The sequence below is a fragment of the Micromonospora sp. ABR4_055 genome, from assembly GCF_056160425.1.
The window spans coordinates 1-20527 of sequence record NZ_JBSWXD010000089.1 but is presented as its reverse complement, the minus strand read 5'-3'; the positions used below and the strand labels follow the sequence as shown (position 1 = coordinate 20527).

22 protein-coding genes are annotated in these 20527 nt (G+C 71.9%); 14 read left to right on the top strand and 8 right to left on the bottom strand.

The genetic code is table 11. The features are described 5' to 3' along the window. Positions 1–57 precede the first annotated feature (57 nt). Positions 58–195, bottom strand: a complete 138-nt coding sequence (locus tag ACXAHD_RS20100; RefSeq protein WP_475052435.1) for a hypothetical protein — start codon at positions 193–195, stop codon at positions 58–60. A 1007-nt stretch (positions 196–1202) separates the two neighbouring features. Between ACXAHD_RS20100 and ACXAHD_RS20095 the strand changes: the two genes are divergently transcribed. The 10 genes from ACXAHD_RS20095 to ACXAHD_RS20050 all read left to right on the top strand — a co-directional run bounded on the left by ACXAHD_RS20095 (position 1203) and on the right by ACXAHD_RS20050 (position 9856). After that, complete coding sequence (locus tag ACXAHD_RS20095) at positions 1203–1883, top strand: GOLPH3/VPS74 family protein (protein WP_475052431.1); 681 nt, start codon at positions 1203–1205, stop codon at positions 1881–1883. 103 nt (positions 1884–1986) lie between these two features. Further along, positions 1987–3510 (top strand): APC family permease, encoded by a 1524-nt coding sequence (locus tag ACXAHD_RS20090; protein WP_475052428.1) that lies wholly within the window; start codon positions 1987–1989, stop codon positions 3508–3510. Further along, positions 3507–4142, top strand: coding sequence for a GNAT family N-acetyltransferase (locus ACXAHD_RS20085; RefSeq protein ID WP_475052425.1), 636 nt, complete (start codon positions 3507–3509; stop codon positions 4140–4142). The genes ACXAHD_RS20090 and ACXAHD_RS20085 overlap by 4 nt, the downstream gene beginning before the upstream one ends. Positions 4143–4204: 62 nt before the next feature. Further along, on the top strand, positions 4205–5002 hold the full coding sequence (locus tag ACXAHD_RS20080) for an SAM-dependent methyltransferase (protein ID WP_475052423.1): 798 nt from the start codon (positions 4205–4207) through the stop codon (positions 5000–5002). An 81-nt stretch (positions 5003–5083) separates the two neighbouring features. Beyond that, complete coding sequence (locus tag ACXAHD_RS20075) at positions 5084–5383, top strand: hypothetical protein (protein WP_475052420.1); 300 nt, start codon at positions 5084–5086, stop codon at positions 5381–5383. Between the two features lie 361 nt (positions 5384–5744). Continuing rightward, on the top strand, positions 5745–6323 hold the full coding sequence (locus tag ACXAHD_RS20070) for a hypothetical protein (RefSeq protein WP_475052417.1): 579 nt from the start codon (positions 5745–5747) through the stop codon (positions 6321–6323). A gap of 109 nt (positions 6324–6432) precedes the next feature. Continuing rightward, entirely contained in the window at positions 6433–7050 is a 618-nt protein-coding gene (locus ACXAHD_RS20065; RefSeq protein ID WP_475052414.1) for a hypothetical protein, read from the top strand. A 334-nt stretch (positions 7051–7384) separates the two neighbouring features. Continuing rightward, on the top strand, positions 7385–8467 hold the full coding sequence (locus tag ACXAHD_RS20060) for an exonuclease/endonuclease/phosphatase family protein (protein WP_475052411.1): 1083 nt from the start codon (positions 7385–7387) through the stop codon (positions 8465–8467). Further along, positions 8464–9159 carry a hypothetical protein gene (locus ACXAHD_RS20055; protein WP_475052409.1) on the top strand — a complete coding sequence of 232 codons (696 nt, stop codon included), beginning with the start codon at positions 8464–8466 and terminating at the stop codon, positions 9157–9159. Before ACXAHD_RS20060 ends, ACXAHD_RS20055 begins: the two co-directional genes overlap by 4 nt. A gap of 295 nt (positions 9160–9454) precedes the next feature. Continuing rightward, on the top strand, positions 9455–9856 hold the full coding sequence (locus ACXAHD_RS20050; protein ID WP_475052445.1) for an Imm1 family immunity protein: 402 nt from the start codon (positions 9455–9457) through the stop codon (positions 9854–9856). 423 nt (positions 9857–10279) lie between these two features. Here the strand turns inward: ACXAHD_RS20050 and ACXAHD_RS20045 are convergent, their stop codons facing one another. The 7 genes from ACXAHD_RS20045 to ACXAHD_RS20015 form a co-directional block, all read right to left on the bottom strand. Further along, a complete protein-coding gene (locus ACXAHD_RS20045) occupies positions 10280–11746 on the bottom strand; it encodes a tyrosine-type recombinase/integrase (protein ID WP_475052406.1) in 1467 nt (488 codons plus the stop codon). Between the two features lie 89 nt (positions 11747–11835). After that, positions 11836–12114 carry a DNA-binding protein gene (locus ACXAHD_RS20040; protein ID WP_475052403.1) on the bottom strand — a complete coding sequence of 93 codons (279 nt, stop codon included), beginning with the start codon at positions 12112–12114 and terminating at the stop codon, positions 11836–11838. A gap of 162 nt (positions 12115–12276) precedes the next feature. Continuing rightward, positions 12277–12693 (bottom strand): hypothetical protein, encoded by a 417-nt coding sequence (locus ACXAHD_RS20035; protein ID WP_475052401.1) that lies wholly within the window; start codon positions 12691–12693, stop codon positions 12277–12279. Between the two features lie 337 nt (positions 12694–13030). Then, positions 13031–13576: a DNA cytosine methyltransferase gene (locus ACXAHD_RS20030; RefSeq protein ID WP_475052398.1), complete on the bottom strand. Its 546-nt coding sequence runs from the start codon at positions 13574–13576 to the stop codon at positions 13031–13033. Continuing rightward, positions 13573–14436: a hypothetical protein gene (locus ACXAHD_RS20025; protein ID WP_475052396.1), complete on the bottom strand. Its 864-nt coding sequence runs from the start codon at positions 14434–14436 to the stop codon at positions 13573–13575. The genes ACXAHD_RS20030 and ACXAHD_RS20025 overlap by 4 nt, the downstream gene beginning before the upstream one ends. Then, positions 14433–15419, bottom strand: coding sequence for a TRM11 family SAM-dependent methyltransferase (locus ACXAHD_RS20020; protein WP_475052394.1), 987 nt, complete (start codon positions 15417–15419; stop codon positions 14433–14435). Before ACXAHD_RS20020 ends, ACXAHD_RS20025 begins: the two co-directional genes overlap by 4 nt. Further along, positions 15412–16281 (bottom strand): hypothetical protein, encoded by an 870-nt coding sequence (locus tag ACXAHD_RS20015; RefSeq protein WP_475052391.1) that lies wholly within the window; start codon positions 16279–16281, stop codon positions 15412–15414. Before ACXAHD_RS20015 ends, ACXAHD_RS20020 begins: the two co-directional genes overlap by 8 nt. A 780-nt stretch (positions 16282–17061) precedes the next feature. Here ACXAHD_RS20015 and ACXAHD_RS20010 point away from each other — a divergent pair. The 4 genes from ACXAHD_RS20010 to ACXAHD_RS19995 form a co-directional block, all read left to right on the top strand. Continuing rightward, entirely contained in the window at positions 17062–17916 is an 855-nt protein-coding gene (locus ACXAHD_RS20010) for a hypothetical protein (RefSeq protein WP_475052389.1), read from the top strand. 532 nt (positions 17917–18448) lie between these two features. Next, positions 18449–18829, top strand: a complete 381-nt coding sequence (locus ACXAHD_RS20005; protein ID WP_475052387.1) for a pilin — start codon at positions 18449–18451, stop codon at positions 18827–18829. A gap of 35 nt (positions 18830–18864) precedes the next feature. Next, a complete protein-coding gene (locus ACXAHD_RS20000) occupies positions 18865–19740 on the top strand; it encodes a TrbL/VirB6 family protein (RefSeq protein ID WP_475052443.1) in 876 nt (291 codons plus the stop codon). Beyond that, positions 19737–20527, top strand: a 791-nt coding sequence (locus tag ACXAHD_RS19995; protein WP_475052384.1) for a PrgI family protein, incomplete at its 3' end; no start/stop codon positions are given. The genes ACXAHD_RS20000 and ACXAHD_RS19995, both read left to right, overlap by 4 nt.

The following is a 20527-nucleotide window of genomic DNA, read 5'->3' as shown; positions in this document are numbered from 1 at the left end:
TCAACGCCACGCGGTGGCCCGGCCGACTGCCTGGCCACCGCGAGACGCGTTGATCGGTTACTTACCGTCGGTGCAGGTGTAGGTCGGCGTCTCGTCGTTCGACTGTGGCGACTCCCCAATCGTCACCACAGCCAGATCCAGGACCGGTTCCAGATCTGTGGTCTGATCCGTCGGCACGTTGGACAGTGCTTCCATGGACAGCCTCCTCGCGATGTGGTTTGGCCCGCGCAACCTTTGCCCGAGCCTCCGCCTCAGCTCAGCCTGACCTATCTCATTTGAATCCAGACCGTCAGGAGTAGGCGGTAGATCCAGCACAACCGATCGGTGTACCTGTCGGCCAGATGTGACAAAGAACCGTGACAGCAAAGGATTGTAGTGGTCGTCGACGCTCAACACCTGCCTGTCACTGCGCTGGCTGGGCGGTCAAGGACGAAAACTGCAGATGCACTCCTGGATCCGCCAGTCGGTCGATCTTGCTCCAGTGCGGAAGACCGAGGCCGGTCGCATGCTCAGTGGATGAATCGACAGGTCCATCGGATTGAACACCTGTCACCCGGCTGCAACAGCCAAGAGTGACATAACCGCTAACCGCTACAGGCGCGTTCCCGAGCGGAACTCTGCCTGGGTTGACCTCGGTTGCCTTCAGTCGATACTCCACCCCGTGATTTCCTGGGCGACTCTGCGTCGTGATCCACCATGTGAACAGACGCACGTCTACCCCCCGTCGTAGCTGGAGGTCGAGCCGCCAGACGGCTTCGCGAGTCGACAGAGGCCCACCGACCACCGGCTCGACCCCGCCTATTCCTTCACTGTCGCTTATGGCTGTCATGTCTGTACGACCTGCTGGATGACCGCTTTCACTTGGAGTCGATGCCGCTCGCTGGGTCTGCTCGAAGCCAGCTGACGAGGTGTCCTTTCGAGCCTGTGGCCGGAAGCGCCACGGAGGTTGCACGTCGACGAGAGACTCGCCCGCACGCAGCAGCCTGCCGTGCCGGTGCCCCCGTCATCGGCACGGCAGGCCCACCACACTCCGCACGAGTCGAAGGGGAAGTCATGTTGCCATCTAGCGGGCTGCAGGTCGCCCTCGCCGCCTCCCCGGCCTGCGCGACCGAACCGAACCCCCACCTGCCGGCACTCGATCTGCGCGACCGACGAGCCGTATCGCGCCAGCCGTTCACGCCGTGGGCGGGACGGCACCCGCGATGACCGTCTACCGCTCCGGTACCGGTCGTCGGTCGGTGTTGTCGTTGCCGGTGGATCGTCGGTTGTTGGCGGATGAGTTCTTCCTGATGGCGCATCACGACGTGTCGGGTCAGCTGCGGGTGACGGCGCGGATCGCCGGGTACGGGGCGACGGCCGCGGTGTTGGTGGACCTGGTGGTGGCGGGGGTGTTGGTGGTGACGCCGTCGGGGCATCTGGCGTGTCCGGAACCGGGGGTGCGGCTGGTCGGGTTGGAGCGGCAGATCGTGGCCTGGGTGGCGGCCGAGCCGGGTCAGCCGGTTCCGGTGTGGCTGGACGTTCTCGCGGATGTGTCGGTGCCGGCGATCGGTCAGCGGTTGGCCGACGCGGGGGTGGTGCGGCCGGTGCGGGTCCGGCGGCTGGTGACGCGGACGGTGTGGGAGCCGACGGACATGAATGTGGCGGCGTGGCCGTGGGCGCGGTTGTCGACCCGGATCGGTCGTGGTGACCGGTTGGACCAGTTCGACAGCGTGCTGGCGCGGTTGTGTGCGGCTGTTGGTGTTGAGGGCCGGTTCCTCGGCGGCGGGCCGCGGGCTCGGCGGCGTCTGGACCGGTTGTTGAGCCTGGTGCCGGCGCAGGTCGACGTCCTGTTGTGGGAGTTGTCGGCGGCGGTCGGTCGGGCTGTGTTGGGTGGTCGGACCTGACCACCGTCTGCCCTGTTCAGGCGTCTGCTCAGGCGCCCTGCCCGCCCTTTTCTCTGACCTGCCTCCGTCTCGTCTGGTTCTTGTCTTCTCTGGGGGGATCGTTGTGTCGGTTTCGTTTGGTGTGCCGCGTCCGCGTCGGGGTGGTGTCGCCGCCGCGTTGGCCCGGTCCCGGCTCGGGGTGCCGCAGGTGGTGTTCTTCGTCCTGGCGGCTGCGGCGCCGATGACGGTGGTCGCGTCGGCGGTGCCGACGGCGTATGCGGTGACCGGGCTGTCGGGGGTGCCGGTCGCGTACGCGGCGACCGCCGCCGTGATGGTGGTGTTCGCGGTCGGCTATGTCGCGATGTCGCGGCATGTGGTCAACGCCGGGTCGATGTACTCGTACGTCGCGCACGCTCTCGGCCCGGCGTGTGGGGTGGCGGCGGCGTTCGTGGCGGTGGTGGCCTACAACCTGATGCAGGTCGGCCTGTACGGGGCGTTCGGTGTCGTCACGGCCGCGACCGTGTCGGCGGTGGCCGGTGTCGGCGTGTCGTGGTGGGTGTGGGCTCTCGCAGGCTGGCTGGCGGTCGCGGTGCTGGGGTTGGCGCGGGTCGACCTCAATGGCCGGGTTCTGGGTGTGCTGCTGGTCGCGGAGATCACCGTGGTGGTGGTCTTCGACACGGTCATGGCCACCCACCCCGCCGCCGGCGGGGGGCTGTCGGTGCACGGGTTGGCGCCGGGGCATCTGGCGGTGCCGGGGATGGCGGCGATCCTCGTCGGCGGGATCGCCGGCTACGTCGGGGTCGAGGCCACCACCGTGCTCGCGGAGGAGACCCGTGACCCCCGGCGGACGGTCGCGCACGCCACCTACACCGCGATCGCTGTCACCGCGATCCTGTATGCGGGGTCGGCGTGGGCGATGCAGACCGCCGCCGGCCCCACCCAGATCATCGCCGCCGCCGCCCGCCATGGGCCGGAGTTGATGTTCGTGCTGGTCGACGGCCACCTCCCACGCCTGATCGTGGACGTGGGTCGGCTGCTGCTGGTGACCAGCCTGTTCGCCGCTCTGTTGGCCTTCCACAACCTGGTCGCCCGCTATCTGTTCGCGTTGGGCCGAGAACAGGTCCTTCCCGCCGCGCTGGGGCGTACCCACGGGCGGACCGGGGCGCCGCGGCTCGGCTCGCTGGCCCAGACCGGCGTGGCTGGCCTGATCATCGCCGGCTACGCGCTGGCCGGCCTGGATCCGATCGTTCATCTGTTCTTCTGGCTGACCGTCACCGGCGGCCTGGGTGTGTTGATCCTGATGACCGCGACCAGCCTCGCCGTCCTCGCATACTTCCGCCACGACCGCCGGGGTGAGTCCCGCTGGTCGACCGCGGTCGCTCCCGGCGTCGCGCTCAATCTGCTGGTGTTCATCCTCGGCGGCACTCTCATCGGTTTCGGTGACCTTCTCAACGCCCCGCCCGGCTCGCCGGCCCGGTGGGCGCTGCCCGGCCTCTACGCCGCCGCCGTCACCGCCGGTCTGGCATGGGCCGCCGTCCTGCACCGCACACGCCGCCACGTCTACGCCACGGTCGGCGCGGGCGCCGACGCCGCCACCCGCACCACCACCCACCCGACCCCCGCCGCACGTAAGGAGATCCGTCGGTGACCACCACCCCCACCACGACCGTGATCCGTGTCGCCGACCGCCACGACATCCCCGCGCTCACGGCGACCCTGGTCGAGGCGTTCGTCGGCACTCCCGACGCCGTCTGGCTCATCCCCGACCCGGCCGAACGCCGACGCGTCTACCAGCGACTCTGCCCGGCGGTCCTCACCCACGCGATGACCTCGGGCGCCGTGTACACCAGCGGCGACCACGCCGGTGCCGCCGTCTGGCTGCCCCACACCGCCGCCCACGACCTCGATCCGCACCACACCGCACTCGTGGACCGGATCGCCGGCCCGCACGCTCCACGGTTCGCCCGCCTCGCCGCGCTCCTGCACGACCACGCCCCGCGCCGCCCGCACACCTACCTCGCCTACCTCGGCGTCACACCCGACCGGCAGCGTCGGGGTGTCGGCACCGCCCTACTCGCGCACCGGCACACCATCTGCGACACCGCCGGCACCCCCGTCCACCTCGTCGCCACCACCACCGACGCCCGACGCCTCTACCAACGGCACGGCTACTACGACACCACACCGACGCCGGTGCACCTGCCCGACGGAGGACCACCCCTGTGGCCGATGTGGCGTCAACCCCGCACCCGCGCTGCCGGCTCCGGCCGGGAGCCGTGACAGCCGTGCCCGCCACCGCCGTACGCAACCCGTTCGACCCATCCGGAGAGGCAAGCCCGGTCATGAGCGACACCGCGCCCACCACGAGGCGGGGCATCGACACCAGCGTCCCGCAGTCCGCCCGGGTCTGGAACTACTGGCTCGGCGGCAAGGACAACTTCGCCGCCGACCGCCAGATCGGAGACCGGATCAGAGCGGCGAACCCGCACATCGCCGAGATCGCGCTGGCGCAACGCGCGTTCCTCGTCCGGGCCGTCACCCACCTCGCCCACGCCGGTGTCCGCCAGTTCCTCGACATCGGCACCGGCCTGCCCACCGCCGACAACACCCATCAGGTCGCCCAGACACTCGCACCCGAATCCCGCATCGTCTACGTCGACCACGACCCCCTCGTTCTCGCCCACGCCCGCGCCCTGCTCACCAGCACCGCGAACGGCGCCACCGACTACATCGACGCCGACCTGACCGACCCCGACGCGATCCTGTCCCAGGCCGCCCGCACCCTCGACTTCGACCAACCCGTCGCCCTGATCCTGCTCGGCGTCACCGCCCACCTCACCGACGACACCCAGGCGTACGCCATCGTGCGCCGTCTCGTCGACGCCGTCCCCGCCGGCAGCTACCTCGCCCTGTGCGACGACACCAACGTCATCCACCCCGCGCCGATGGACGACATGGTCCGCCAGTGGAACGCCAGCGGCGAAAACCCCCGCGTCAACCGCACCCCCGACACTATCGCCGGCTTCTTCCACGGACTCGAACTCCTGGAACCCGGCGTCGTCTCCGTCACCCGCTGGCGACCCGACACCGCCCACACCGTCGACGTCGACGACTTCGGAGGACTCGCCCGTAAACCCTGACCAACATCGACCCACCTGGCCCATGCGCCCTGCCCATCCACCGAACCGCAGACCCCCATCAGCAAGGACGGAGCACCACCCGTGACCATCACACCCATCTACCCGCCCGTGCCAGCACCGGCCCACCCGTCAGCGAGCCTCACCGCTGACGCCATCCTCGCCCTGCACACCCCCGACGACACGCTCATGTGCGCGCAGTGCCGCTTCGAGGGACGACTCACCCCACACCCCTGCACCCACCGTCGATGGGCCGACGCCGTCGACCGCTCCACACCCACCCGCGACACCCTCATCGTCCTCGGACTCCTCGGCCGGCCACCGCAGTTGGCCGGTCCCACGCCCACACCGGACCCGCCGACGGAAGGCACCCCTGATGGCTGACGAAACTCCGCCTGATCAGCGCCGCCGTCACCGCCCCAGCCGAGGCACCGGAGACCGTACGGCCGCCGCTCGGGGCCGAGCCCCGTCAACGGGGGACCCGCCCGCGACCGCCACCGGCTCACCGCCGCGCCCGCGACGTCAACCACGACGACGCCGGGACCATCACCGACTTTCGCTTCCCGACGCCCGGCTGACGCTGGTAGCCCGCTTCACCCCCACCGCCGACAACGGCCCACCCGACGACCCCCCACGGCGACAACACCCTGCGCGACGTCCTCGCCCTGTCCCACGTCGGCCGCGCGGCCCTGCCTCCCCGCGCGGTGTCTGGCCCGGCTCCCTTGCTGATCTGGAGTTTTCACCTGTGCCCAGTTTCATCTTCGATGCTGCCGGCACCGCGCCGCTGCTCATGCACAACGCACGCCTGGTCGATCCCCTCGACACCATCGTGCGGCAGATCCGGCCCATCTCGGCCAAGACGAAGAAGACCGACGACGACCACGCCGAGATCGCCCAGCTGGAATGGCTCGGCGGCCTCTACCACGACCCCGACGTCGGCCCGTTCATCCCGGCACCGAACCTGACCAAATGCCTGATCGAGGGCGCCCGCCTGTCACGCGACGGCAAGAAGGTCGAACGCGGTGTGCTGATCGAAACGATGAAGGTCCCGGTGCTGTACGAGGGTCCCCGGGAACCCGCCGCCCTCTACGCCGACACCCGCCACGTCCACCGCGCCCCCGTCAAGGTCGGCAACGCCCGCGTCATGCGCACCCGACCGGTGTTTCCTCGCTGGCGGTTACAGGCCCGCGGCGTCTACGACCCCGCCGTCATCAACCTGGCCGATCTGCGTAACGCCGCCCACACCGCCGGCGCGTTGATCGGACTCGGCGACGGACGACCCACCTACGGCCGTTTCGTCGGCACCCTCGACGGCACGGACTGACATGGACACCACCCGCCCAACCCCACCCCCGGACGATGACCGCCGACCCGCTCGCCGACCCGGCCAACCGGTCGGCCCAGCCCCCCGATGGCAGATCCTCGCCACCGCCATGTCGCGGCTCCAGCCCGGAGACATCCTCAGCTACGACGAGATGGGACAACTGCTCGACCTCGACCCCGCCGACCACACCGGTGGCCGGCAGGCCATCCACGCCGCCGCCCGCAAAGCCGCGGAGGTGCTGCTCACCCGGCACCGCACGGTGTTCACCGTCGCACGCGGGCGGGGCTACCAGCACGCCCGCCCCGACCAGGTCCTCGACCTCGCGCACCGCCACCAGGCCCGCGCCGTCGCCGAGGTCACCGACGCCCACACCAAGGTCGACACCATCGACCTCACCAGGCTCGACGTGACCACCGCCCGGCTGGTCCAGGCCACCGCCACCGGCCTCGCCCACCAGGCCGCGATGATGCGCCAACTCGACGTCCGCCAGAACCGGCTCGACACCGCGATGGCCGCCCTGCAGCAAATCCCCCGCACCGCTGACGCCCAGACCGAACCCCACCAACCCCGGCACACCCCCGGCGTGTGGGATCGCCGCGACGGCACCGCCCCCTACCAGCAGCCTTCCGTCGTCTCCCGGGTCGACCCGAAGATCACCGAACTCGACACCGGCGGGCGCGGCACACCGCCGCCACTGAACTCCCCACACCCCGAACCCGGGGCGTAGAGGGGGAACCCATGGCACGCCTGCGTCGCGGCGCGCCGAGCCAAGCCGACCGCTCGGCTCGGCAGGGCAGCGCACGGCATGCCAGGGCCATCCAGGGAGGAACACCTCCGGGGTCCGACCCGACACCGGGCCGGACCCCGGAGCCCCCACCAGCCACGACGACCCGAACCAGCACAACCTCAGCCCGCCCAGCCGGCCGCCCGCCGAGGTGATGCCGCCGGCATCAGAATCCGGCACCCCACGAGGTTCCAGTGACTCCACCCCAGCCGGCGACCACAGATGCGCCGTAGCGCCCTGACCGCCCGGCTCGCCCGCATGCGCGACAGCCAGGTCCGTGCCCCGGGCCGGCGACCACCGGGTCGAGATCGTCGACCCCGACCCCGACTGCGACCGCATCGTCATCGGCGGCGACCGCCACCGGAGCAGACACGACACCGGCCGACCCGGCCGGCAGGCACGAAAAGAGCGAGCAGTGATCGACATCGCCCTGTTCAACTACCACAACGGCGGCCGGACGCCGGACGGCCGCTACGACTTCACCCGGCTCCAACAAGCGTTCGCCGACGTTACCGCGGCGCCCGCCCTGATCCTGTTCTGCGAGGCGAGCCGCTACCGCGACAACGCCGGCGCGGCGAAGTACGCCGCCGCCGAGGCCCTGTCGGACCAACTCGGTGTCCCGTACGTCGCCGAGCTGGGCTCGATGCGACGCGGACCGATGCCACCCGCCATCTTCTACAACCCGGACCTGCTGATACTGCGCCGCTGGTGGAACCCCGACGACCCCGGCGTGTTCGACGACCAACGCAACGTCGCCCGGTTCGCCCTCCGCGACAGCGCACGAGCACGCGATCACCGGCGAGAGTTCCTGGCCTTCGTGCACCACTTCGAACCCCTGTCCGGTGACGCCCGGCTCGAGGAAGCCCGACGCGTCAGCCGCTACGGCAGCACCGAACCGCTACCGGTCATCGGCGGAGGCGACCTCAACGGCACCGCGTCCGGCGACCACCTACCGCAGCGGGACTGGACGGCCGCCACACCCAACCAGCGCACCCACAAAGGCACGCTCCGGCCTGACGGCACGTGGGGGCCGGACACCCGCGCGGTCGACCACCTCATCGGCGAATGGGACACCACCACCCGGCAGCGCAACAACGGCTCCGGGCTGCACTCCGTCGCCGAAATGGCATGGCGTGCCGATCCCACCCAGCCGATCGCGCCGACCGTCAACCCCGGCATCGACCCGGGCGGCGGTCTGCTCATCGACTGGCTCCTGGCCAACGACGCCATGACACCCCACGTCCTGCCCGACACCTACCGCGTCCACCTACCCGACCCCGGCCAGCCGCCGCCATCGGACCACCGGCTGGTCACCTGCTCCCTCACCCTCGACACCCCTCCTCGCCAGGAGCGGCGATGAACCCCACCGCCAGCGGACGGGGCTTCCTCGCCGCGTGTCTGGCCGCCACCGTGCTCGTGGCCGTCGCCGGCGGGTGCGGGACCGACACCGAGGACCCGCGGCCCGACCCGACCCCGCCGTATGACGAGATGCCCATCAACCTGTGCAGCCGGCTGCGGTCGGAGGACCTTTTCCGGCGATTCGGGCTCACCCTCGCTCCCGCCCGGGACCACCACACGACCTACAGCGTGGTACGGACCCACTGGTTTGCGAACTGCACCTTCGTCGCCCACGCCACCAACGGGCGTCTCACCACCAAACTCGACGCATTCGAACCCGTCGGCGGAATACACATCCGGGTCTACGACCACGTGCCAGGCGCGGTCGAGGCGTACAACCAGGACGCCGCCCGCTACATCGACCTGCGGGACGACACCACACCCGGCACCACCACCGCCGACCGCACCGTCCGGTGGGAGGACAGCGGAATATCGTTCGAAACCGTCGAAGACCCCGACGCGAACAGCACCACCGGCGGCGGCCTCGGAGCCACCCAGATCGACATCACCCACCTCGCCCGCGACGAGAACCTAGTCGTGACGACGTACGTGCAGGCGCTGACACCCACCGCGGAGACGGACACCGCGCTCACGCTCCTGCACGACCTCACCGACACGCTGACCGACCAGACAGCCAGACGCCTCGGCCGCTAACCAGACAGGCCAACCCGACCGGACCGGAAGGCGACCCAATCGCACCCGGGCCACAGTCATGGACACAGCCCAGGTTGCGGGTGAGTCCATGACGGCAGGAACACGACCTGTACCCGCGGGATCTGGAGTGGCCATCCGCGCTCGGCAGCACTCAGGCAGAAGACCGGTGCCGGCGGCATCAGCCCGACGCGCCGCCACTGCGGCGGCGGCCCACCAGCCCACCAGCCCGCCAGCCTCCGCCGCCGGTCACGCGGCCCGACCGGCCGATGTAGGGGAAGGAGGACGTTTGACCGCGGTGATGGTGGACTACCACGGCCACCGCGAGCCGTTGCCCGACCCGGTCCGCGCCGCCGAGTCGTTCGCCGATCAGGCTGAGTCGATCATGGCCCACGGTGGAACCGGCCAGACCATCTGGATCGGCCCCATGGGCGGGCCAGCTCAGCTGCGGATCGACGTCGACACGCGCGTCAACCGGGCCGCGGTGTGCTGGCTCCCGGACGGCACACGGGGCATCGAGCACGAACCCGGCGGCCCGATCACGGTTGTCGAATCGCCCGATTCCGGCCTGGTCACCGTGCCCGCCATCCTGGCCCGGGCCAGTGTCGCCGCCGCCGGCCGCGCCGTCGCCGAATACACCGCCACGGGCCGCCGGCCCACCTGCCTCACCTGGCAGACAGAGCACCAACGACCAGGGTGATGCCGGCAGGGGTCGGGGGCGGCGCGATCGACTCTTGCGGGAGATCGACATGGAGATGGTGCCGCGCCGCCCGAGCGCAGCATATGGCAGGCTGCGTTGAGCACCTCGGGCTCACAGCCGTTCGGGTCCACCAGCCCCGCCCGGCACACGGGGCGTTGCGGCGGTGGTGGTGTCGAGACGGGTGGTCCTGCCGGTGTTTCGGCGCTGTGGGGACCGTCGCCTCCTTCGCGGTCAGGATCTGGGTTGCGGGACCCGCTACGGAAGGTGACATGTGTCGGCGGCCCGGGCGGGCTGGCGTCTGCCCGGGCCGGGGGAGTGCCGGCCGTCGGCGACACCTACTTCCGACACCGGTCCGGAGTCACGCTGCGGCGCCTGTCCCCAACTGGGGGTGGGAGATCCGGTCGGCGTGTGTGCCGTCCCGTGTTATGCCGCCTTGGGGCGGTTGCGGCGGGGGACGAGCCGGGTCGTCGCCGCCGCGGTGGTCTTCTTCAGTTCAGCGAGGACGGAGGTGTAGGTGTCGGCGGTCAGGTTGTAGGAGGAGTGGCCGAGGGTGTCCTGGATTTCCTTGATGGTTGCGCCGGTGGCGAGCATCAGGGTCGCGGCGATGTGGCGCATGTCGTGGAACCGGACGGGCGGTAGTCCGCTGCGTTCGACGAGTCGGTCGAACCGGTAGGCGACTGTTTCCGGGTGCCAGGGTTGGCCGTCGCGTTTGCGGACGAAGAAGACGTCGGTGTCGGCCCAGGCGTCGCCGGCGACGATCTTCCATCCCGCGCGGCGCGTCAGGTAGGTGCGCAGGCTGGTCACGGTTTCGTCGCTGAGGTCGACGACCCGGTCCCCGGCTGCCGACTTCACGCCCTTCTCGATGACCTGGTAGCCGACGCTGGTGCGCTGGCTGGTGATGGTGATCGCGGCGGCTTCCAGGTCGACGTCGTAGTCGTGCAGACCGCAGAGTTCTCCCCGGCGGGGGCCGCGGTGGATGGCCAGGTCGAACAGCGCGTACAGCTCGGGCTCGTCGGTTTCGGCGAGGTCGAGGAACTCGCCCACCTGTGCTGGTGTCCAGACCATGACCGGGCTGGGCCGCTGGCCGGTGCGGCGCCACCGGTTGACCGCCGCGTCCGTCCACAGGCGGGGCTTCGGTGGTTTTCCCGATTTGAGTTCGACTGACTCGGCCGGGTTCCGGTCGATCAGGCGGTGGTGGTAGAGACGGCGGGCGTCGTTGAGCGCCTTGCGCAGGGTCGCGAGGATCCGCTGTTGGCTGGCGTCGCCGACGGTCCGGATTCCTTTGACCGCGTCGCGGACCTCTTTCACCTGGCTGGCCTTGGCGGTGAGGATTTCGGCGTTGCGGGACTCGATCGCGGTGAAGACCATCTCGATGTGCGCCGCGGTGAGGTCCTGCAGCGCGACCTGCCCGAGGTGGGGTGCCCAGTACTTTGTGATGTGGTCCTGGTAGCTGCGTCGGGTGGCGGGTTGCAGTTTCGTGCGGCCCTTGATCCATTCGGCGAGGTAGTCGCCGAGGGTGAGCCTGTTATCGGCGGGTACGTCGGCGCGGACGCGTCGGGCCATGTCGTCGCGGTCGGGCAGCGGCTGGTGGGGTTTGACCGCCTGCAGCGTGTCGGCGATCTGCCGGCGCAGGGTCTCGTCGCGGCCGGCGAGGTCGAGCAGCGTCCGGGCGTGGTCGCGTTCGTCGGCGGCGCTTTCGCGGGTGTCGAAGCCGCTGCGGCGTAGTTGCCGCCGCCTGCCTGCGGCGTCGAGGGGGAGTTCGAGCTGGTAGCGCCAGCTGCCGTGGTGGGGGTTCCAGCCGTTGCCGCGGCGCAGTTTGGGGCATTGGGCGCCGAGGCGTTTGCCGTTGTGTCGGCAGCTGCAGCGTTTGGTGATGGATCCGTCGGCCATGACGGGTGTCCTCCTTGCCGACACCCGGCCGGGCATCGGATTGTCGGGTGCCTGTTGGGTGGTGATCGACGCTCGGTTCGGCGGCGTGATCAAGTCGCGGGCGGCGGCGGGGGAGGGGCGTCGGTGGGGACGCCGAGGGCGGTCAGGATCGCGGTGACGGAAACCCGGTAGCGGGACCCGACCCGGAGGACGGGAACGGGGAGCCGGTCGGTGCGGGCGAGTGCGTAGGCGCTGCTGCGGGACATGCCGAAGATCGCGCCGGCGGTCGCGACGTCGGTGACGGCCCCGAGGGAGCGGATGCGGTCGACGGTCCAGACCGGCGGGGGAGCCGGCTTGTCCGCGGCGGTGGCGGGGGATGCGTCGTTCATGATCTGTCCTTGTCGAACGGGAGGGAGGGGCCCGCCACCGTGGTGGCGGCGGGCCCTCTGCGGGTGGGTCGGGTCATGGTGAGGTGGTGCGGCGAAGGGGAAGGCGGGCGTCACCGAGACGCGGCCCTGGTCGGAGCCGGGGCGCCGGTTCGGGCGGTGTGGTCAGGGAGTCCGACTGGGCGGGTCGGGTGCGGCCCACCGGTGCGGGCACAGCAGCAGCCGCAGCGCGGCGGCCGCTTGGTGGGGGACGACGCCGTTGCCGAGGATCCGCAGCGCGCCGGTGCGGGGTATCGCGAGGGTCGGGTCGGTGACGTGGCCGTCGTTGAGGCCCATGAGCCATTCGACGAACGGCGGGGCCAGGACGGGTTTGTCGTGTCGGCCGGGTTGGGTGGGTTCGGGGACGCGGCGGCCGAGCAGCTGTTCCCAGCGGGCCACCGCTGGGGCGTAGGCGCCCCACCGGTCGGTGTCGGGTTGGCCCAGCCGGGCGACGGTGGTGCGCAGGTCGGCGCCGCCGTCGCCGTGTCGGCCGGGTCCGCGTGCGTCGGAGGCGCGGGGGGTGGGCAGGGTCCGGTCCGGCACCCGTGCGGCCGCCGACGGCAGGGTGAGGTCGCCGCGTGATCCGCGCTGCCCCGGGCTGCCCTTGGTGCCGTCGGAGGCGCGTGGGGTGGGGAGCAGTATCTGTGACAGCGGTGGCCGCCACCCGGTCCCGGCCCGCCGGCCCGGGGTGCCGGTGTCGCTGGCCCTCGGTGTCGGCAGTAGCTGCGGGGCGGCGCCGGACTGTCGGTCGTTCCCGGCCTGCAGGGACGCGTCCGGCCCGTGTGGTGTCGGGTGCGGAGTCGGTGGGAGGTGGTGGTGGCGGGTGCCGGCCGGTTCGATCAGGTCGGGTAGTCCGTACTGGTGGCCGGGGCCTTTGCCGTCACGGGCGCACGGGGTGGGCAGTGTCGGTGCCTCCTCGTTCGGTGGGTGTGGCCAGCAGGAACAGGCGGTCTCTGCGGTGGGGTGCGCCGATGTCGGACGCGCGTAGGCATAGCCAGCGCGTGTCGTACCCGATCTCGGCCAGGTCGGTGTGGACGACGTCGAGTCCTCGGCGGAGGAGGGCGGCGACGTTCTCCACGAAGACGAGCCGTGGTCGTAGTACGCGAACGGCTGCGGCGATGGTTGTCCACAGGCTGCTGTGGATACCGGTGATGCCGGCGCGTCGGCCGGCGTTGGAGATGTCCTGGCAGGGGAAGCCGGCGGTGACGATGTCGACGGGCGGGACGCGGGTCCAGTCGATGGTGCGGATGTCGCCGAGGTTCGGCACGTCGGGCCAGTGGCGGTTAAGGACGGTGGTGGCGTGGCGGTCGGTATCGGCGTACCAGGTGAGGTGGCCGCCGAGCACCAGCTCGACGGCCAGGTCGAGGCCGCCGTAGCCGGTGCACAGCGATCCGATCCGCGATCCGGTGGGAGGGTCACCGATCACCCCACCTCCCCACGGCCGGCTTCCTCGTGGGGCGGGTCGTGGTGGGGGCAGGTCCACGGCCCGCAGCCCGGGACGTCGGGCTGAGGGCGTGGGCGCAGGACCACCTCGTCGAGCGGCACCCGTTGCCGGTGCAGGAAGAACTCCCCGCGTAGTGGACGCCCTTGGGCGTTGGCCCGGGCGGAGCCGTTGCGGACCGCCGTGTCGAATGCGACCGCGTCTGCCCACTCCTGCGGGCTGTCGGCCTTCAGACGAGCCCAGAAACGGTCGTCGTGGAACGGGCATCCCACGCAGGACGACTTGGGGGTGTCGGCGTAGCCGTTGTCGGCTAGGAAGCGGAGGCAGTCGGTCCGCCGCCAACCGAGGTCGAGCAGCGGGAACACGTTGCGCATGTAGGCGACGTCGGAATCGCGTGCCCGGCCGATCTCGTCCAGGCTGATCCCGATCGCCATCTCTGCCCGCACCCCGGCCGGCACGCGTGCGGGGTGCGGGTGGCCGAGCCGGCGCCGTACCTCCGCCTTGATGGGTTTGATCTTGTACTCGCTGGTGCACTGCCGGCGGGCCATGCCCCGTTGACCGTCCGGGCCGAGGGTGAACAGCGGCATGGAGGCGAACCGGTGGTCGGGGTCGAGCGCGTCGGCGCGGATGTCGCCAGCTGAGACCCGTATGACGTCGATCCCGGCCTGGCGGGCGACGCGGGTCAGCCGGTCGAGATGCCGGTAGACGGCCGCCGGCTCCCACGACGTGTCCGCGAAGATGGCCGCGTCGAACCCGGGAATCCTGCCCTGGACGGCCAGGAGCAGCAGCGTCGTGCTTTGCACGCCGGCGCCGAGGGACAGGTAGCGGCGGGTGGCTGTGGTCACGCCACCACCCCGCTTCCCGGATCCGGATACGGGCGCCCGGGCTCGTCGGAACCCGCTGTGCTCTGTGGCTTGGCCAGGACGAGGACGTCCTCGTGGGCGATGAGGTGCATCGGCACCCCGGCCTGGCGGGCCTTACGCACGGCGGAGAGTTGGAAGAAGCTCGGGCGGGCGATCAGCCGCCCGCCGCGGACGGCGGCGAGCAGCGCCACGCACCGCTCGACCGGGACGAGCCCGGCGGCGACGCCGGCGCCGATGACCGCCGACGGCAGGTCGACCAGTTCGCCGCGTTTGCGCCACGGCCGGGCGGTGACCACGACGATCCCGCCGGGCTTGAGCAGGGCGGCGCAGCCGGCGAGGATCTCGGTGAAGCCGTCGGCCAGGCCGGGGAGGTCCCGGTAGGCGAGGTTGCCCTTGTCGGTGCCGTCGTTGTAGGTGTTGTCGGACTTGTGTACGCCGGCGCCGGCCTGTGGGCGGACCAGGCCGTGCACGGTCGGCCCGTACGGCGGCGAGGTCACGACGAGGGACGCCTGCCCGTGCAGGGCGGCCGGCAACAGGCTGGTGATGCGGGTGGCGTCACCACGCACGACCGACGCCCGGCCGGTGGCGCCGTGGCGGTGGGCGTGGGCGACGTTGGCGTCGGCGATGTCGCTCCACCTGCTTTCGTACTCGACGCCGATGGCGTCCCGGCCGAGGTGGACGGCTTCGACGAGGGTGGTGCCGATGCCGCACATCGGGTCGAGCACGAGGTCGCCGGGTCGGGTGTAGGAGCGGACGGCGTGGGCGGCGATCGCGGGCAGCATCCGGGCGGGGTGTGTGACCGACTGGGGCACGTAGCGGCCGCGTCGTTGGACCGGGCCGGTGGATTGGGCGGTCGCCCACACCGACAGGCCCTGCGGCGACACCGCCGGCCTCTGTCCCCGGCCCTGGCCCTGTCCCGGGTTCCGGCCGGCGTCGTCGCCGGTGTTGGTGGTGGGTTCAGGCACGCCGCTCACCGCCCCGCTGGGTGGTGAAGACGAGCAGGTCGGCGTGGACCTTGACGTGGAGGACGAACTCCCGTGCGTGGGTGGCGCGGGCGAGGGACAGCAGTTCCTCGTCGGTGGCGTGGTAGGTGAACCGGTCGCCGTCGGTGTCGGCGGCGACCGCGACGATGTGCTGCAGGTAGCCGAGCCCCGCGCTGGTGGCGGCGTCGACGACGGGGGTGAAGTCCTGCGGGGCCGCGGCGACGCCGGCGGGGGCACCGGCGACGAGGACCAGGCAGCCGCCGGGGCGCAGCAGCCGGCCGCAGGCGGTGAGCAGTCCGCCCAGCCGGGCCAGGTTCGCGGTGTCGTCGCGGGTGTGCAGGGGCCAGGTGGCGACGACGAGACTCGTACGCGGTTGCGGGTTGTCGTCGCCTGGCGGGGTGGTCGGGTCGTCGCCGGGTAGCGGGGCGGGGTCGGTGAGGTCGTCGCCGAACCACACCCCCGCCTCACCGGACCCGTCCAGGTCAGGACCGCCCGGGTCGGGGTGGTCGTCGGATGCCGGAGCCGGTGGTGGTGTCGGTGGGCCGATGGCCAGCCTCGCCGGCCTGGTGAACCGGGCCGGCAGGTGGGGGCGTCCACCACGCTGGCAGGCCGCGGTCAGCGTGTGGGTGTCGGTGAGGTCGACGACGGTGTCGCCGGGCCGGCTGTAGGCGGCGACGAGCCGGTACGCCAGCCGGCGGGTGATGGTCGTGTGCTGGTCGTCGCCGCTGCGGGCGGTGCGCCAGACGGTGATCGGCACCGGCGGGTCACCGGCGACCACATCGATCGGAGGGACGTTCGGGTTGCCGCCCGGGTGGGCGGGCTGCGGCGTGGAGTGCTCGCTCATGTGGTGTCGGCTCCGCGCCGCGCCGTGATGCGCTGACATCCCCGAACCGGCGCGTGTGGGCTGTGGCGAACATCCGCCGCGCTCACAGGCGCTCACAGACGTCGATCAGATGTGTCGACCGCCGGCCTCGGTCGTGCCTTGGCCGGTCCGAGGCCCGTGCCCGGGGTGTCGCGGCTCCCCGAGGGCCGGTCTGCGGCGGTCCGGCCGGTCGGCCCTGGTGGTGGCCGGCATTGCCGCGCGGATGCCGGGTTCCGGCCTGCTGCGCCCGGCGACGGGCGGGGGTGGGCGGCCGCTGTCAGCGGGACGGGGTGTGTCCGGTGGACCAGGCCTTTCCTGTAGGGGTGAGCTGCTGTCAGGGCGGTGCTGGTTCTGTCAGCAGGGGTCGTGTCAGCGGTGACAGAGGACCGGCTGCTGTCACCGGCGGGGCGGCCGCTGACAGCGGCGGGGGTGACAGAGGACTGTGAGCGGGCCGTCGTGTCACAGGGCGTCGACGACCGGGGTTGGCGCGTGACGCGGGTCGCGGACCGCAGCGGGGTGGCAACGGGCAGCGGTCGGTGTTCCTGTCAGCGTGTCACAGGGCAGGTCAGGCCTCGGGTGACAGTGCGGCGCCGCCGCCTGGGCCGTGGGTGCGGGGGTGGCCGGGGACGGCTGTCCGGGCGGTGGCCGGGGCGGCGCTGTCAGTGGTGTGTGAGCCCGTTGTGGCGGAATCGGTGGCGCTGTTCGTCGCGGCGTGACCCGGTGGACGGCACCAGGTTCCGTTTCTGTCAGGGGAGTGTTGACATGAGTGTGTCCGACACGGGTTGGCCGACGTCGGCTCTTGACGCGGCGGGGGCCGCGTTCGCGGCGTTGACGTGTGAGCCGGATCCGCCGCTGGTTCTCGACTGCGCGGCGTTCGCCGCTGACACGGGTCTGCCGCGGCGGGTGATGCCGCTGTCCGAGGTGCGGGACTGGCTGCTGCGGCGCCCGCGTGCCTACACGGCGCGGGATGAGGTGTGGCGGGAGGTGGTCCGCCGTGCCCGGCTCGACGGGCCGCACTGGGTGGTGGGCGCGGTCGGGATGGCGTTGCCGGCGTTGCGGCGGTACGCCGCCGCGCTGTGCCGGGGCTACGACGGGGATCCGGCGGATGTGGACGCGGAGATCCTGACCGGGTTCCTGGCCGCGGTGCGCGACCGGGTGGACGTGGCCGGGCCGGCGCCGTACGCGGGCCTGGTCAGGGCGGCGTGGCGGGCGGGGCGGGATCTGCGGTTGCGGCAACGCGGGTACGTGCCGGTGGAGGACATCGACCAGGTGGTTCCGGGTCCGCGGGCGCCGCGGGTGCCCTACGGGCATCCGGACCTGCTGGTACGGCGGGCGGTGATCCTCGGTGTCGTCGACGCCCGGGACGAGCAGGCCTACATCGATGTGCGGCTCGGCCGCCGGGCGGTCGAGCCGATCGCGGCCGGGATGGGGGTCAGCGTGGACGCGCTGCGGATGCGGCTGACGCGGATCGACGGGCGCCTGGCCGAGGCGTTGGCGGACGGGCTGCTGAGCGGGGTGGCGTCGCCGGAGACGATGGCTCGGCTGCGTCGTCGTGGTCGACGCCGGCCCGGTCGTGGCCCGGTCGGGCGGCGTGGCACCGCCGAGGCGGCCGCCTGATTCCTCGTCTGCCGGCGGTGTGATGGCCGCGTCCGATGCGATGTCGCGTCGGGCGCGGCCGTCTTCCGTGTTCGGACGAGGCCGGACCCCTCGTGGCGGGGTGTCCAGGCTGGTCGGGTCGGAACGGGTCGGCCGGCGGGTGGTGGCCGGGGGCCGTGTGGCACCGGCCGATGGAGGAGGAGGACGGCCCTGGTCGGTGTGAGGGTTCTGCGAGTGCGGCGGGTGTTCGCCGGGGCTCACAGCGGCCGGTTCGGGGGTGTGGGACCGCTGGTCCGTACCGGCCGCTGGTCCCGCCCGCCGCCGGGCAGTTGTGGGGGGAGCGGACGCGATCCCGTGTGCCTCGGGTGCCGCGCCACCGATGCGCTGACACCACATTGATGACCGTGACCCACCCCGTGAGGGAGGACGAGCTCCTCCCCGGGGCCCACGGTTCGCCTGCTCCGTTCATCTTCGCCCGGCGGCGGTCCTGTCCCGACCGCTGTCGAGTCGCCACTCCCCTTTTGTTGTGGGGGCGTGGCGGGAGGTGACCACGATGTCCCGCAACCCACATCACATTCCACGAGCCCGACTGTTCCGTCGCCGCGCGCTGCGCGTGGCCGTGCCGCTGGCCGCTGTCGGCGTCGCTCTCGCCGTTCCCGCCGCCGCGTACGCCGACGCGGGCGGCGCCGTCCTGCTGGCGGCGAACTCGCTGCCGGTGGTGATCGCCAACCTGCGGAACTGGATCATGGGGATCCTCGCCGCGGTCGCCACCCTGTTCCTGGTCCTGGCCGGCGTGTACTGGGCCACCGCCGGCGGTGACCCGTCGCAGGTCGAGCGGGCCAAGTTCGCCTTCCGTAACGCGTTGCTCGGTTACGGCCTGGCGGTGCTCGCCCCGGTCCTGCTGCAGGTCGTCCGAGGCGTCGTCGGGGGCTGAGCGCGGTGTTGCTGACAGGTCCCGTCTTCGACGCGATGATCGCGTGGTTGACCGAGGCGGTCCTGGCCTGCGTCGTCGCGGTCTTCGACGTCATCACCGGGGTGCTGCTGACCACACCGCAGGTCACCTCGATGCCGCAGGTGCGGGCCCTCACCGGCCGGTCGGTGTGGATCGTCGACTCGGTCTTCCTGATGGTGTTCGTCGCCGCCGGTGTCCTGATCATGGCCGGCGGCGGCGGCGAACAGTCCCGGTACACGGTCAAGGACCTGCTGCCCCGGCTGGTCGTCGGGTTCACCGCCGCGCACTTCTCCCAGCTCGTCTGCGCCCAGCTGATCGACCTCGGTAACGCGGTGACCGGGGCGGTCAGCGACGGCGCCTACGACGGCGACGGCGCGCTCACCGCGATCCACACCCACCTCACCGCCGCCGCCGCGAACCACACCGTTCCGCTGCTGTTCCTGATCCTGGCCGCGGTCATCGCCGCGCTGGCCGCGGCGGCCGCAGTCCAGATGATCGGCCGGTTCGTGGCGCTGATGGTGATGACCGCCGTCGCGCCGCTGGCCCTGGCCTGCCACGCCCTGCCGCAGACCGACCCGGTGGCCCGGTTGTGGTGGCGTTCCTACACCGGCTGCCTGACGATCCCCGTCGCGCAGGCGTTCCTGCTCACCGCGGGCGAGCAGATCCTGCTCGACCCGGCGGCGGCGCTGCCCGTGCCGGTCGACCCGGGCGGCACCGTCAACCTGCTCGTCGTGGTGGTGCTGCTGTGGACCACCGTCAAGATCCCCGGGCTGATGGCCCGCTGGGCCGGCCAGAGCCGACGCGGCATGACCACCCTCGGCGCGGTCGTCGTGGTCCAGCAACTCGCCCGCGCCGTTCCCGGCCTGAACACCCTCCGAAGGAGTATCCGATGACCCGACCCGATCCCGACGAGCCGACCGTCACGGCGCGGATGCCCGCCGACGTCGACGCCCCCGACAAGGTCGCCTACGGGCTGACGTTCCACCAACTGGCGATCGTCGCCGCCGCCGCGTTGATCTTCTACTGCCTGTGGCAGGCGCTGCACGACACCGTCGCGGCCCCCGTCCTCGTCGCCGCCGGGGTGCTGATCGGCGGGCTCGCCGCCGGGGTGGCACTCGGCCGCCGCGACGGCCTGCCGCTGGACGTGTGGCTGGCGCACGCGGTCCGCCACACCCGCGCCCCCCGGTCGCTGTCCACCGCCTCCACCGGCGACGGCGCCGTCCCGGACTGGGTCGACGTCCCCCGGTCCCGGCGGCTGCCGCTACCGGCGCCGCTGCGGCTGCCCGCCGACGCCATCGACGACGACGGGCAGATCAGCCTCGGCGGCGCCCGGGCGACGATCGTCGGCACCGCCACCGTCAATCTGGCGCTGCGCACCCCCGGCGAGCAGGCGGCGTTGATCGACGGCTGGGGGCGGTGGCTCAACAGCCTCTCCGCCCCCGTCCAGATCGTCGTGTCCGCCCAGCCGGTCGACCTCGCCTCCCACAGCCGGGCCCTCGCCGCCGCCGCGCACACCCAGCCGCACCCGCGGCTGACAGCGGCGTGCGCCGACCACGCCGCGTTCCTCGCCGACCTCGCCGTCCGACGCGACCCGCTGCGCCGTCAGATCCTGGTCGTCAACCGCGCCCCCGGCGCGGAAGCCGGCCCCCACGCCGGGGGGGGGCGGGGCGACGAAAACAT

Excerpts from the sequence above, each read along its gene's own strand:
- ACXAHD_RS20100 (WP_475052435.1), bottom strand. The coding sequence starts at position 195 with ATGGAAGCACTGTCCAACGTGCCGACGGATCAGACCACAGATCTGGAA.
- ACXAHD_RS20095 (WP_475052431.1), top strand. The coding sequence starts at position 1,203 with ATGACCGTCTACCGCTCCGGTACCGGTCGTCGGTCGGTGTTGTCGTTG.
- ACXAHD_RS20080 (WP_475052423.1), top strand. The coding sequence starts at position 4,205 with ATGAGCGACACCGCGCCCACCACGAGGCGGGGCATCGACACCAGCGTC.
- ACXAHD_RS20065 (WP_475052414.1), top strand. The coding sequence starts at position 6,433 with ATGTCGCGGCTCCAGCCCGGAGACATCCTCAGCTACGACGAGATGGGA.
- ACXAHD_RS20055 (WP_475052409.1), top strand. The coding sequence starts at position 8,464 with ATGAACCCCACCGCCAGCGGACGGGGCTTCCTCGCCGCGTGTCTGGCC.
- ACXAHD_RS20045 (WP_475052406.1), bottom strand. The coding sequence starts at position 11,746 with ATGGCCGACGGATCCATCACCAAACGCTGCAGCTGCCGACACAACGGC.
- ACXAHD_RS20040 (WP_475052403.1), bottom strand. The coding sequence starts at position 12,114 with ATGAACGACGCATCCCCCGCCACCGCCGCGGACAAGCCGGCTCCCCCG.
- ACXAHD_RS20015 (WP_475052391.1), bottom strand. The coding sequence starts at position 16,281 with ATGAGCGAGCACTCCACGCCGCAGCCCGCCCACCCGGGCGGCAACCCG.
- ACXAHD_RS20010 (WP_475052389.1), top strand. The coding sequence starts at position 17,062 with ATGAGTGTGTCCGACACGGGTTGGCCGACGTCGGCTCTTGACGCGGCG.
- ACXAHD_RS20005 (WP_475052387.1), top strand. The coding sequence starts at position 18,449 with ATGTCCCGCAACCCACATCACATTCCACGAGCCCGACTGTTCCGTCGC.
- ACXAHD_RS20000 (WP_475052443.1), top strand. The coding sequence starts at position 18,865 with ATGATCGCGTGGTTGACCGAGGCGGTCCTGGCCTGCGTCGTCGCGGTC.